The following is a 12,999-nucleotide window of genomic DNA, read 5'->3' on the forward strand; positions in this document are numbered from 1 at the left end:
GAACGTCGGCTTTTGCTGTTTGCAAATACCACCAGACGGCCCCGTGAATAAGCACCGACGCCGCAACCAATAGCAGAACGTACGGTGCATTCAAACCTCCGGGTCGCGAAGTGTTTTCCTTGAAAGGAATACTCGGCCAGCCACCAGAAAGTTCATGCGGGGGCGGCTCGGGTAAAGCTTTCATTTTTACCGCGTCGTTCATTAAAGCTCCCTCGGATTAAAGAAGGGCAATACGGGCTCGTTCAAACATGTGGCAATGTTCGAATGCGTGACGCCTGCGCAGAGAGAAGGCGAATAGACGTCAATAGCGGGCGACTCACTGCCAGCTAAAGGTCAACAATCTGTACCGATGAAGTGCTCAAGAAGATGGCATGGCAATGTCCTGATTCTTGTTCTGTACGTTGAGGTGAATAGGGGACCGACGGCCTTTACATCACTGATTTAGCAACCGGTATGCCAGCCGAGACCCTCTGGGGCGGGCTTTTCAGCGCTGGCAGCCTCGATGTCGCATTCTTGTAAGTTTTTAGCGATCCCATGATTCATTGGTTGTTTTCTTGCCGATAGCGATCTGTTTTTTTTGAAAAATCGGGGGCGAGCGAGCCCGACGAATTGCGCGGTGTGTCTTCGCGAAAGTTCGGCTTCAAGCGATGTTTATAACTGCACCAAACCTGTTAGTTGGGTGTCATCTTGGTGCGTGAGGTATTAACGAGGCATGCGGTTGGGCTCCTTTGTTAAATGACTAATGGGTCACACGTTGTGAGATGGAACAGTTTTCAGGGCGAACGAGAGCGTCCATCCGATCTTGATGGCTATTTAATATTTGGTTACCGCTGAATGTAAGAAAATGTCCCGAATTTATAAAAGTCTGTTATCGCCTTATTGTCAGGGTCGAGAAGCACTAAATAAAAAAGAGGGTCGTCACAAAAAAATAAATCACCCAGCGAATACCCACGCGTCTCAGACACCGTAGGTTTGCCCAGGTCGGTCAAACGAGGCCGCTAGTGGGGAGTGGCAAAGCTGGCGCAGTGCGGTGGAGCGAGGCGTGGGGCACCCGAATCAGGGGTCATGCCCAAGGGGGAGGCAGGCGCGAGGTCAAGCGGATGGAGCGAATGGGGGGAGTGACGGACTGGCACGGATCGAATTCCTTATCGAGCGGACGCGAGACTTTTGGTAGGCGTCCTGCACTGTTATTGGACAGGGTGATGTCCTTTACATGCACCGTGGTGCGTATAGCGCACCGGTGGGCAGCGTATACCCACGACGAATAGCCTGTTTGGGCCGGTTCTCGTGGTACGGGCGTTCCACTTGAAAGAAATGTGCCAAAAAGCCGCCTTTTTGTAACATTTCTTCGCCGACGGCCCTTTGACGCGAGCGGGCCCGCCTTGTCGACGCAGAAAAGGGACGGGCCTTCTAGGAAGCCCGTCCAATGGCGGTATACCGAGGCCGCTGCGTCAACCCTCGCTCAGCCGCTGCTCCAGCGCCGGGAGCAGCGCCTCACAGGGGTCAGCCACTTTGAGTTGCAGCAGGTCATCCGCCCGGGTTTTGCCCAGATTGATGGCAAGCAGAGGCTTGCCCTGCTCGGCGATGGCTCGGCACAGACGAAACGCTGAATAAGCCATCAATGAAGACCCGACCACCAGCAGGCCGTCCGCAGCTTCGATGCGCGCCACGGCACGGGCGGCCGTCGGCGGGGCGACGTTCTCGCCGAAAAACACCACGTCGGGTTTCATCCGGTCACCGTTGCAGTGAGGGCAGTGCGGGACCTGAAAGCGCTCCTCGAACGCGGCATCCAGCAGCGTATCGCCGTCGGGGGCCTGTACGGCGTCCACCTCTGCCAGATAAGGGTTCTGTTCCATGAGCGTGAGTTGGACCCGGTCGCGTTCGGTGCGCTGGCGGCAGTCCAGGCACAGCACCCAATGGAGGCTGCCGTGCAGTTCGATGACGTCCTCGCTGCCCGCCTGATCGTGCAGGGTGTCCACGTTCTGAGTGATGACCCCGCTGATCAAGCCCTGCCGCTCCAACCTCGCCAGGGCCGCGTGGGCGGCGTTGGGTCGGGCCGCCCGTACCCTTGGCCATCCCAGCATGGCCCGCGCCCAATAGCGGCGGCGCGCCTGGGGCGCGTTGAGAAATTCCTGAAACATCATCGGTTGCCGCCCACGCCGTACCCCTTCGCTGTCGCGATAGTCGGGAATACCGGACGACGTGCTGATGCCTGCACCGGTCAATACCGCGAAAGAGCGGCCGGTCATCCAGTGCAAGAGGGATTCGACGCTGGTCGGAACGGGCGAGTCGAGCATGGGCAGGTCCTCGTGAACACGGCAAGTGAGCTGATACTAAACGAGGAGGGGGAGGTTGTGCGGCGGGCTGACACTGGGTCGGTATCGAGGCAGTCCCGTGCAGCGATGAGCCGTATCGCGAAGGCGGTCAGCCAACCGCCCCCGCGTTCTCCGACGCACCGCCGTGCACAAGACTTCACGACTGCTGCGCAATCCGAGTGGACCACACAGCGGTCACAGCCTTCCCTTCGGCTAACTCAACAGCTCGGCAAACGCCTTGTCCGCTTCCAGCACCGCAGGCAGGGCGGCGAACAGGGCTTGCAGGTCAACGCCCTCGAACAGCGGGCCGTCGACCGCCTGGCGCGCCTCGGGGGTGGCGCCGCCGTGGTCTTCCAGCGCGTCGGCGACGAGAATGGCCTGCGCCACGATGCGTGCCTGGGTCGAGTCACCGGGTGCCTGCATGGGACGGGCCTGATACGCGATAGCGTGCTGGATCACGGGTGGCAGCTGCCAGCGCCTTGCCAGTTCCGCGCCCACTTCCGGGTAGCCGAAGCCCAATTGCAGGGTTTCCAGCGCCGCACGGCTGGTGGTGCCGGTCTTGCTGACCTGGTTGATACGCTCGGCCACGTGCGGTGCGCCGGTCTGGATCAGCAATTCCCCGATGTCATGCATCACGCCGCAGGTGAAGGCGATTTCGGCATCGGCCTTGGATTGCTTGGCCAGCAGGCGGGCGATTCCCGCCACCTGAAAGCTCCTCAGCCAGAACCCCTTGAGGTCGAAACTGGCACTGGCCTTGAACGCGCCGGTCACGGCTGACGCCAGCACCAAGGTGCGCAGGGTGTTGAAGCCCAGCCGCATCGCTGCGTCCTCGATGCTCGAAGACTCCCGCGCCCCTCGGAAGCGCGCCGAGTTCGCCAGGCGCAGGATCTTGGCCGCAATGACAGGATCTTTCTCGATGTTGCGTGCAACGCTTTCCAGATTCGACGACGGATTGTCGAATTGTTGAATCAGGTCCTGAGCCACTTTAGGAATGCTCGGAAGACTGCCCAAATCCGCAAACAACTGCTCGATACCCATGGCCTGGCTCCTGTTTCGTCTGACTTACAACACCATAGGCAAGATTCCCGAAACTGCACGGCCTTCGTTGTGATTTTGATACGGTCGGCACAGACCGCTCGGAGCGGCTTGGGTGACCCCTTGGAATCAAGGGGTGCGCGGATCGAAAAGGCCGGATACACGCTTGGGCAATGTCGAAGCGGTTTCAGTCATAAGTCATCCTTGATCGTCAATGTGATAAGAGTCATGGGTCGAATTTCTTCAAATAGCCATCCACCAACTCGATCAGCCGTTCGCGACCGAAGCTGGCGCAGTGGCCACCATGCACCACCCGCACCGGCAGCTCGCGCAGCCGGTGCATGGTGCGGATGTAGGCTTCGATGGACGAATGCGCGAGATTGTCCAGCAACTCGCCGTCGTATATGGCATCGCCGGAAAACAGTGTCTGGGTCTTGGCTTCCCACAAGCCAATGCTGCCGGGGGAGTGGCCCGGCAGGTGCAGCACCTCGAAATGCCGGTTGCCCAGATCAATGACATCCCCCTCGTCCAGAGTACGGGTCACGTGGGCGGCCTGGATTTTCCAATGGTCAAGATCGTAGTCGGGCGAGGGCAGGGCCGTGATGATCGGCCCCAGCTTGTGGCCGCCCAGGGTGGCGAGGCTGAAGTCATGGGGATCGAAACCGGGTTCGACGAGCGTGAAATGGCCGTCCGAGGTGCGCAGTGCCTCGGCTTCGGCGCGGTGCACCAGGCATTCGTCGAATTCATGATGGCAGCCTACGTGATCCAGGTGCACATGGCTGGCCACGGCACTGATGCGATGGCCGAAGAGGTGCCTGGCCGCTTCGCGCAGGCTGCAGATCCCCATGCCGGTGTCGACCACCAGGTCCTGATCCCGCCCGCGAATGTGCCAGATGTTGCAGCGCAACCACGGCGTGACGTGGGGCTCGGTGATCAGTGTGATGGCGTCATCGATGGTACTGAATGCGTACCACTGGTCTGCGACTTTCTTGAGCATTGTCGACGCCTCGCTCGGCGGGCCAGAAGGGAAGGCTGCCAGACTCGCAGGTTGTCGGCGCTTTTTGAAGAGGCGGGCGGGCCGCTCTTTTTCGTGTCTTGCGTGCTCGGGGCAGTTTGTCGAGCAAAAAATCAGTAATATGGCGCAACATCGGTGAAGGTCATGCCTGCGCCGTGCCTTCACGACCATATTGATGAAACGCCAGCCCCGGCACGACGGGCGCGCTGGCCAGGAAATAGAGGGTGTCATGGGTAACGAGAGCATTAATTGGGACAAGCTGGGTTTCGACTACATCAAGACCGACAAGCGCTACCTGGCTCACTGGCGCGATGGTGAGTGGGACGAGGGCACCCTGACCGAAGACAACGTGCTGCACATCAGCGAGGGCTCGACCGCGCTGCACTACGGCCAGCAATGCTTCGAAGGCCTGAAGGCCTACCGCGCCAAAGATGGCTCGATCAACCTGTTTCGCCCTGACCAGAACGCCGCGCGGATGCAGCGCAGTTGCTCGCGTCTGCTGATGCCCCATGTGCCGACCGAGCAGTTCATCCAGGCCTGCAAGGACGTCGTGCGTGCCAATGAGCGTTTCATCCCGCCCTACGGCACCGGGGGCGCGCTCTACCTGAGGCCGTTCGTGATCGGCGTCGGCGACAACATCGGCGTGCGCGCCGCGCCGGAATTCATCTTTTCGGTGTTCTGCATCCCGGTCGGCCCGTATTTCAAGGGCGGCATGAAGCCCCACAACTTCGTAATCTCCAGCTACGACCGCGCAGCCCCCCAGGGTACCGGCGCGGCGAAGGTGGGCGGCAACTACGCGGCGAGCATGATGCCGGGCAGCGAAGCCAAGAAACACGGCTTCGCCGACGCCATTTACCTGGACCCATTGACCCACTCGAAAATCGAGGAAGTCGGCTCGGCGAACTTCTTCGGCATCACCCATGACGATCAATTCATCACGCCGCGTTCGCCTTCGGTACTGCCGGGCATCACCCGCCTGTCCCTGATCGAACTGGCTGAAAGCCGTCTGGGCCTGAAAGTCGTCGAGGGCGAAGTGTTCATCGACAAGCTGGACCAGTTCAAGGAAGCGGGCGCTTGTGGAACCGCCGCGGTGATCACCCCGATCGGTGGCATCAGCTACAAGGACACGCTGCACGTCTTCCACAGCGAAACGGAAGTGGGGCCGGTCACCCAGCGCCTGTACCAGGAACTGACGGGCATTCAGTTCGGTGATATCGAAGGCCCGGCAGGCTGGGTCGTCAAAGTCTGAGGCTGACGCAGACGCCGCTTCATCCAAAACCACCGCCCGCAGGCGGTGGTTTCATTTCAGGGGCTCAACGAATGCCCCACCGTCGGTCCAACGACCATTTTCCCCCGCCCTTGGCGATGATGAGCAACAACAGACCTGCCCACGTCAGGTGCGTCGCCCAGGCATCGGGGTAGACGAACACCTCGATGACCAGGGTCATGCCCAGCAGCGCGAACGCGGATAGGCGTGAGAACAACCCCAGAATCAACAGCGTGGGGAACAGGTGTTCGGCATAGGCCGCCAAATGTGCAGCCACCTCGGGCGGAATCAACGGCAACTTGTACTCGGTGCGAAACAGCTCATAGGTGCTGTCGGTCAGGGTGAGGAACCCTTCGACCTTGGTTCTGCCCGACATCAGAAACACGCCGGCGATGCCGAGCCGTGCAAGCAGCGAGAGCAGGTTGTCGTCGATCAGGCGGTACAGGGTGTCGGTGAACCGGTGCCAGTTCTCCGAACGCGATGGCGTTGGATGTTCAGTGCGCAGCGTGTCCATGAGCAGCTCCATGAGCGGGGTGAAGAACGGCCTCGGCAAAGACGTCCGCGCGGGCGAGTTGCGTCAGCAGGTTGAGTACGTCCAATGAAGGTTGAATGTCACTGCCGCATCGAGCGGCATGGGCGAGCGATTGGCCCGCCGCGCAAGCGTCCAGGAAGGCACAGCCGCCCGCGTCCAGCGGGTGCCACCCGACGACCCCGGCGCTGCGCACCAGCAGCGCGCCTTCGCCCTGCCAGGGCAACGACTGCGGCATGGCCGACCCCTCGCGATTGAGGCGCCAGATGCTGAACACCGGTTGGTCGGCATACCAGCCCCAGCGTGCGGCGACGCGGGGCTTGAGGTGCAGGTCTGCCAATCGGTCGGGGGGCAGGCGGGCAATGCGTTCGAGGTCCAGGCCAGGTTCATCGACGGCGGTGTGGCATTGGGTCCACAGCCAGTCCAGCCGCGCGACATTGCCCAGATATGGCAGGGCCCGAGCGTGTTCGAAGCGGTCCAGAAAATCGGCAAAGCCCTCGCCATGAAAAATCAGCCGCGCGTCACGGGGTGGGCTCTGCTGCGCGTACAGCGTCGCGGCGGCGACCATCCACTCGCGGCCCACCAGTCGCTCGACGGTGGGGAAATTGGCAAGCAACGCGTCGACGGCACCTTTGATCACGGTGTTGCGATACACCGTGAAACCGGGTTGCCGCGTCAGGTCGGACATGCCCGTCGCCTCGGGCCGGTACAACGCCTCGACGAACAGGTCCTGAAAGTCGCGCAAGCTCATGACAGCACCTCCAGCAGTGCCTGGGCCCGGTCTCGTTCTTGGAGCAGCTCGGCGAACGGTGGGATTCGGTCGTCTCGCTCGATCAGCGTCGGCCGTGGCCCGATCCGCTGGATCAGGTGCTCGTAAAGCGACCAGACCGCTTCGGCGACCGGCGCGTCGTGGGAGTCGATCAGCAGGTTTGCGCCTCCCGGGTCCAGGCTGTGCCCGGCCAGGTGAATCTCCATGATCGCGGTGTCGGGAAAGGCCTCCAGGTAGGCAGCGGCGTCGTAACCCATGTTGTGGGCACTGAGGAACACGTTGTTGATGTCCAGCAACACGCCACAGCCGGTGCGTTGGCATAGCGCGCTGAGAAACTCGACCTCACCGAAGGTGTGGCCTTCCAGAGCGAGGTAGTGGCTGGGATTTTCGATCGCGATGCGTCGACCCAGGCTGTCCTGCGTGCGTTGAATGTTGTCGGCGATACGCTGCAGCGCTTCCTCGGTGCGTGGAAACGGCAGCAGATCGGGGTGATATCGACCTCGCCAGGCGGACCAGGCGAGGTGCTCGGAAACAAGGACCGGTTTGACCCGGTCGATAAGCGCCTTCAGCCGTTTCAGGTGCTCGGCGTCAGGCGCGGTATCCGCCGCTAGCGAGAGTGACACACCGTGCAGTGACAGCGGGTGACGTTCGCCAATCAGCTCCAGCCACGCCAGGCGTGGGCCGCCGTCGATCATGTAGTTTTCCGGATGGACCTCGAACCACAGGCCCCGCGCATTGCAGTCATGAGCCTGCTGGTAATGATCGGCCTTCAGACCCAGGCCGGCACCCGGTGAGAGAGAGGTGTGCATGATCGACGTCAGCCCTTCGATGGTGTGTGAATCGGCGCTTGTGCAGTACCGGTTACATCGGGGTCAGCGAGCCCATGCCATGGGGCGTCTTGATCGAGGTGCAGGTACCCGCCGGCACGTTTTTCCAGGCATTGGTCTGGTAGTCGGTTTTCGAGGTGCCCGCGCAGGTGGTACCGGCTCCGGCCTTGCAATCGTTCTTGCCGGCCATGGCCACGCCGTAGCATTTTTCCATGGCCGGTGCCGAGCCGCTTTCGGCCGCGTTCACGCCGGTTGCGATGGAGGCGAAAGCCAGAGCGACGGCAGCGAGTTTGAGGTTGTTCATGGTGGATCTCCCAATGCTTGAGTGAGGATGAATGCGTCACGAGCGCTGATGCACATCGTGCGACAGGTCCGAACGTGAGTTCGACGCAGACCTTGGCGCGAGCTTGATTCGGCGCCCTGATGTTGCTGCGTGAGCCCACTGGCTTGTGCCCCTGCACGACAATTTGACGAGGCCGTGCATCGGTTGCGAAGGGGAGTTCGCTCAAGGGCGTCGTTCGGTTACATCCGCCTGCACATTTTTTTATTCTGTCGGACGGTCAGGCCTGAACGCCGTATTCCTTCAACAGCATTTCCATCCAGTCCATGAACACCCGGCAGCGCTGGGGGACATGACGCCGGTGGGCGTACAGCAATGAAACCGGCATTGGCGCGGGTCGGAAATCGGTCAGGATTTCCACCAGTTCGCCTCGCTGCAACTGATACGCATGGGAGAGCTGCGGCACCTGAACGATGCCCAGCCCGCCGAGGCAGGCCGCTTCGTAGGCTTCGATGTAGTTGACTGTCACGCTGCAGGGCATGGTGACGAAATGGTCCTTGCCGTCGCGGTGGTATTCGAACTGCGCGGTGCTGGCCCCGAAGGTCGACACGTAGTTGATGAGGCGATGCCGTTGCAGTTCCTCCAGGGTGTGAGGCACGCCAAAGCGCTGGGCGTAGCTGGCGCTTACGCAGTTGATGATGCGAAATTGCCCGATATTGCGCGCCACCAGCGAGGTGTCGGGCAGTTCCCCGACCCGAACGACGCAATCGAAGCCTTCGCGTACCAGATCGACACGCCGATCCGTGCTGCTGATTTCCACCTCGATCAAGGGGTGCCGGTCGAGGAATTCGCTCAGCCGAGGCATGACCAGTCGCCGAGCGACCGCCGTCGGCATGTCCACTCGCAAACGGCCGGTGAGGGCAGCACTGTCCTGGCGAAACAGGCTTTCCAGCTCATCCATCTGCGCCAGCAGATCCTTGCTGCGTTCGTACAGCGCTTGCCCGTCCGGGGTGGTTTGGACCTTGCGCGTGGTGCGCAGCAGCAATCGGGTGCCCAGCAGTTGTTCCAGCGCGCGGACCTGCTCTGACACGCTGGAGCGCGGCAGCCCCAGCGCATCGCTGGCCAGGGTGAAACTGGAGAGTTCGGCGACCCGCACGAAGGTTTTCAGTAGATCGAGCTTGTTCATGCAACGCCTCGATTGTTCGTTGGTTCCGATCAGTGCTGTCGGATCAGACCCGTTTATTCAGTCCCGGTCCGAACAATACAGTGGGCATCACTGACTGCAAACACTCCATCGAGGTGAACCATGAGCAACAAGATCGCAATCATCACCGGCGCCAGTCGCGGCTTGGGCAAGAGCACTGCGCTGCACCTGGCCCGCCAAGGCGTCCACATCATCGGCACCTATCACAGCCGCGAAGACGAGGCGCTCCAGGTTGCTGCACAAGTCGAGGCGCTGGGCGTCAAGGCGAAGATGCTGCAGCTCGATGTCGGCGACAGCAGCCGTTTCGATGCCTTCGCAAGTGAGGTCGCTGACGCGCTGGGCACGTATTTCAATGCCGAGCGCTTCGATTTTCTGGTGAACAATGCGGGCATTGGCCTCTACGCCAGTTGTGCGGAGACCACCGAGGCGCAATTCGATCAACTGATGAAGGTGCACTTCAAAGGCCCGTTCTTCCTGACCCAGAAACTGCTGCCGCTGATCGCGGACGGCGGACGGATCGTTAACCTGTCGTCAGGGCTGGCGCGCTTTTCGCCGGTGGGCTACGCCGCCTATGCGTCGATGAAAGGCGCCATCGAGGTCTGGACCCGCTACCTGGCGCAAGAGCTGGGCCCCCGCGGTATCACGGTCAACAGCTTGGCGCCCGGCGCGATCGAGACCGATTTCGGCGGCGGCACGGTGCGTGACAATGCGGACGTCAACGCCTGGGTGGCGGCGAACACGGCCATGGGGCGTGCCGGGCTGCCGGATGACATCGGTGCGGCCATCTCGATGTTGCTGGGCGAGGGCGGCCGCTGGATCACGGCACAACGGATCGAAGCGTCCGGCGGTATGTACGTCTGAGGCGCCGGGTTGCGCCCGCCGTGATCCGGTTCATCCCCTGATGTAATAGATGCACAGCGACAGGGTGACCAGCGACCCCAGGGTAGACACCAGTATCGTGCTGGACACGACCGAAGCTTCGCGCTTGTAGTACTCGGCCAGCATGAACGGGCCGGTGCCCGTGGGCAGGGCGCTGAGCAGCAGGGCGCTGTTGGCCCAAAGCGGCGGCAGGTGGAAGACCTTGAACGCCAGGAACCACGTCAACAGCGGATGAACGATCAGCTTGAGCAGCACCAGCAGGCTCGTGCCGTGGCGCGGGCCTTGCTGTTCGTGCGCCAGGAACAATCCGAGGGACACCAGCGCGCAAGGCGTCGTCGCCGCGCCCAGCAGGCCGAGAAAGGTGTTCAGCGCGCCGGGCAGCGGGACCCCGGTCCACGCCCAGCAGGCGCCCAGGATCGGCGACACCACCAGGGGGTTTTTCGCCAGCGCGGCCAGCACCTTGAGCACGATACGGTGAACACGGGCCTCGCTCTGCAACCCGATCTCGACGCAGATCAGCGCGCAGCCGAACAACACGCACACCACGATCAAGGAGGCGATGAGCGCCGGCTCGAGACCGTTCTGACCGAGCACCATCACGCAGAGCGGAATGCCGATGTACCCCGTGTTGGCGTAGGAAGCACTCAAGGCATCGAGGCTGGCGTCGGCAAAATGCCCGGCTTTCTTGCGTCTGATCAAAAGGGCGATGACGAACAGCATCATGGTCGACAGGCTGAACACCGCAACGAACCCAGGGTGCCAGATCTGCTCCCACGTGGCCGTCGCTGTCGCGGTGAACAGCAGCGCCGGCAAGCATAACCACACCACCATGCGGTTGATCTCTGAAGCGGCGGTGGGGCCGAGACGACCCGTGCGACGGCACAGGTAACCGACCAGGATCAGGGCGAAGATGGGCAACAGCACGTTCAAAACGGAAGACATCGAATCTCGGCTCGGGCGTTTTCGAGAGAGCCTGTGTGAAGCGGTTCCCAGGCCGACTTCAAAAGGCGCGCGTAGATGCAGGCGGCCAAGAGTAAAGTCGGAAATCGTCAGCGTCCAACCTTTCCAGCCCGCGATACGCGAGCGCAATGGCGAGCCGGAGGGTTGGATGCATGATGTGCCGAGGGTCTGACGCGGTATGTCGCCCTCGGCGTGTGCTGCAGTCCGGATCTCAGTGCTGCAACGCTTCGGCTACGCTCGCGGACAGGGGCGTGGTGGCTCGGCCGATCAGCCTGCTCAGTTGGCGTCCCTCATCGAACAAGGCGCCCTGCGCGGTTGCCGTATCGGAGTTGGCGAGCAACTGTGCGAAACCCTCGGGTAAGCCAGCATTGAGCAGTGCCGCTTTGTACTCCGCTTCGGGCAGGTCGGTATAGACCACCGGTTTGCCCGCCTGACGCGCCACTTCAGCGGCGAACTCGCGCAGGGTAAAGGCCGTGTCGCCGGCCAGTTCGTAGGTCTTGCCCGCTTGGGGTTCGCTCGCTGTCAGCACCGCCACCGCTGCGGCGGCGTAGTCAGCTCGCGCCGCCGAGCTGATACGACCTTCACCGGCGCTGCCCAGGTGCACACCATGGGCGAGATCTCCCGGAATGCGCATCGTGTAGTTCTCGTGATACCAGCCGTTGCGCAGCAATACGGTCGGCACGCCGGACTCGGCCAGGGCAATTTCCGTCTCATGGTGTTCGGCGGCAAGGGCCAGCGGCGAAGTATCGGCCCGTAGCACGCTGGTGTAGGCCAACAGCTTCACGTCGGCGCGTTTGGCGGCTTCGATGACGGCCTTGTGTTGCGCGAGGCGCTGGCCCACTTCGCTGGATGAAATCAGCAGCACTTTTTCGGCGCCGACGAAGGCGCTGTCCAGCGTGTCTGGCTGGTTGTAGTCGGCCTTGCGCACCTCGATGCCCAGCGCGGCGAGGTCGGTGGCCTTTTCAGGGCTGCGCACCGCCGCGACGATGTGCGAGGCGGCCACTGTTTTCAGCAGCTGTTGGATAACCAGACGGCCCAGTTGGCCGGACGCACCGGTAATAACGATCATGGGGATTTCCTTTCATCAGTGAGGAGGTGAATCCAGCATAAATCGCATGCTAACCTTTAGTAAGTACGTACAAAAAGGTAAGTGCAATGAATGATATTGCCAGTGTGTCGTCCGAGAGCCGTTCGCTGCTTGAGCGCATTCGAGTCGGTGAAGTGTTGGCGCGGGACTGCCCGTCGAGGGAGATCCTCAATCATGTCTGCAGCCGCTGGGGCGTGCTGGTGCTGGTGGTCTTGCTGGATGGCATGCACCGCTTCAGCGAACTGCGGCGCAAGATCGGCGGGGTCAGCGAGAAAATGCTGTCCCAGACGTTGCAGAGCCTGGAGCAAGATGGGTTCATTGACCGCAGAGCTTTACCGGTGGTCCCGCCCCACGTCGAATACACCCTCACACCCATGGGCCGGGAAGTGGCGCTGCGGATCGATGGCCTGACCACATGGATCGAGCAGAACCTGCCGCGCATCCTGGCCGCCCGCGAAAACCGCACGGCCGATACCCTGTCGGATTCGTAAGCAGGGGCTGAGCAGGGGGCCGGTTCGAGTTTGGATGGAGCTGCCTCTGCTCGGGCCTCGCTTCCGTCACGCGGTCAGCGAGCGGCCGTCAAAAAAGATTCATCTGCACATCGTTGATGCGCCGACATGCCACACGCCTCCGTTTCTCCCTCGACTTGTCTAGCCCACGGGCCCGCCAGGCCGCCATGCACTGCGCAAAGGTCGGTCAGAGTCCTTTCCCACCTTGCGTCAAACGGTCAACGAACTGTTATCGGGTGGTCACCCACGGTTCATGGAACTGCCACACATCGGCTCTAAGGTCAGTCGCATCCAACGCCGCTCAGGACGGGCCGCACGGATCT

The 12,999-nt window shown here is 61.7% G+C and carries 13 protein-coding genes and 1 pseudogene; 3 read left to right on the forward strand and 11 right to left on the reverse strand.

Annotation, left to right across the window (positions count from 1 at the left end):
• The 4 genes and pseudogenes from DBP26_RS27140 to DBP26_RS22995 all read right to left on the reverse strand — a co-directional run.
• Window positions 1–202, reverse strand: a pseudogene (locus DBP26_RS27140) (energy transducer TonB); the annotation flags it as partial.
• A 1,249-nt stretch (window positions 203–1,451) separates the two neighbouring features.
• Window positions 1,452–2,297, reverse strand: coding sequence for an NAD-dependent protein deacetylase (locus tag DBP26_RS22985; RefSeq protein ID WP_108239753.1), 846 nt, complete (start codon window positions 2,295–2,297; stop codon window positions 1,452–1,454).
• 231 nt (window positions 2,298–2,528) lie between these two features.
• Window positions 2,529–3,353, reverse strand: coding sequence for an HDOD domain-containing protein (locus DBP26_RS22990; RefSeq protein ID WP_108239754.1), 825 nt, complete (start codon window positions 3,351–3,353; stop codon window positions 2,529–2,531).
• Window positions 3,354–3,576: 223 nt separating this feature from the next.
• Complete coding sequence (locus tag DBP26_RS22995; RefSeq protein WP_108239755.1) at window positions 3,577–4,347, reverse strand: MBL fold metallo-hydrolase; 771 nt, start codon at window positions 4,345–4,347, stop codon at window positions 3,577–3,579.
• Between the two features lie 247 nt (window positions 4,348–4,594).
• Here DBP26_RS22995 and DBP26_RS23000 point away from each other — a divergent pair, with 247 nt between their 5' ends.
• Window positions 4,595–5,614 (forward strand): branched-chain amino acid aminotransferase, encoded by a 1,020-nt coding sequence (locus tag DBP26_RS23000; RefSeq protein ID WP_108239756.1) that lies wholly within the window; start codon window positions 4,595–4,597, stop codon window positions 5,612–5,614.
• Between the two features lie 64 nt (window positions 5,615–5,678).
• On the opposite strand, the gene DBP26_RS23005 is transcribed toward DBP26_RS23000, so the two are convergent.
• From DBP26_RS23005 to DBP26_RS23025, 5 genes are all read right to left on the reverse strand, one after another.
• Window positions 5,679–6,146 carry a DoxX family protein gene (locus DBP26_RS23005; RefSeq protein WP_108239757.1) on the reverse strand — a complete coding sequence of 156 codons (468 nt, stop codon included), beginning with the start codon at window positions 6,144–6,146 and terminating at the stop codon, window positions 5,679–5,681.
• Window positions 6,127–6,912 (reverse strand): DNA-binding domain-containing protein, encoded by a 786-nt coding sequence (locus DBP26_RS23010; protein WP_108239758.1) that lies wholly within the window; start codon window positions 6,910–6,912, stop codon window positions 6,127–6,129. Before DBP26_RS23010 ends, DBP26_RS23005 begins: the two co-directional genes overlap by 20 nt.
• Complete coding sequence (locus DBP26_RS23015) at window positions 6,909–7,739, reverse strand: DUF692 domain-containing protein (RefSeq protein ID WP_108239759.1); 831 nt, start codon at window positions 7,737–7,739, stop codon at window positions 6,909–6,911. The genes DBP26_RS23010 and DBP26_RS23015 overlap by 4 nt, the downstream gene beginning before the upstream one ends.
• Window positions 7,740–7,791: 52 nt before the next feature.
• Complete coding sequence (locus DBP26_RS23020; protein WP_108239760.1) at window positions 7,792–8,061, reverse strand: DUF2282 domain-containing protein; 270 nt, start codon at window positions 8,059–8,061, stop codon at window positions 7,792–7,794.
• 256 nt (window positions 8,062–8,317) lie between these two features.
• The gene (locus tag DBP26_RS23025) at window positions 8,318–9,223 is read right to left on the reverse strand and encodes a LysR family transcriptional regulator (protein ID WP_108239761.1); all 906 of its coding nucleotides are present in this window, start codon (window positions 9,221–9,223) and stop codon (window positions 8,318–8,320) included.
• Between the two features lie 120 nt (window positions 9,224–9,343).
• On the opposite strand from DBP26_RS23025, the gene DBP26_RS23030 reads away from it, so the two are divergent.
• On the forward strand, window positions 9,344–10,102 hold the full coding sequence (locus DBP26_RS23030) for an SDR family oxidoreductase (protein ID WP_108239762.1): 759 nt from the start codon (window positions 9,344–9,346) through the stop codon (window positions 10,100–10,102).
• A gap of 30 nt (window positions 10,103–10,132) precedes the next feature.
• Here the strand turns inward: DBP26_RS23030 and DBP26_RS23035 are convergent, their stop codons facing one another.
• A complete protein-coding gene (locus tag DBP26_RS23035; RefSeq protein WP_108239763.1) occupies window positions 10,133–11,062 on the reverse strand; it encodes an AEC family transporter in 930 nt (309 codons plus the stop codon).
• Window positions 11,063–11,291: 229 nt separating this feature from the next.
• Window positions 11,292–12,149, reverse strand: a complete 858-nt coding sequence (locus tag DBP26_RS23040) for an SDR family oxidoreductase (protein ID WP_108239764.1) — start codon at window positions 12,147–12,149, stop codon at window positions 11,292–11,294.
• A gap of 86 nt (window positions 12,150–12,235) precedes the next feature.
• Between DBP26_RS23040 and DBP26_RS23045 the strand changes: the two genes are divergently transcribed.
• Window positions 12,236–12,658: a helix-turn-helix domain-containing protein gene (locus tag DBP26_RS23045; protein ID WP_108239765.1), complete on the forward strand. Its 423-nt coding sequence runs from the start codon at window positions 12,236–12,238 to the stop codon at window positions 12,656–12,658.
• Window positions 12,659–12,999 lie beyond the last annotated feature (341 nt).

It is taken from the genome of Pseudomonas sp. RIT409 (assembly GCF_003052515.2).
Lineage (GTDB): Bacteria > Pseudomonadota > Gammaproteobacteria > Pseudomonadales > Pseudomonadaceae > Aquipseudomonas.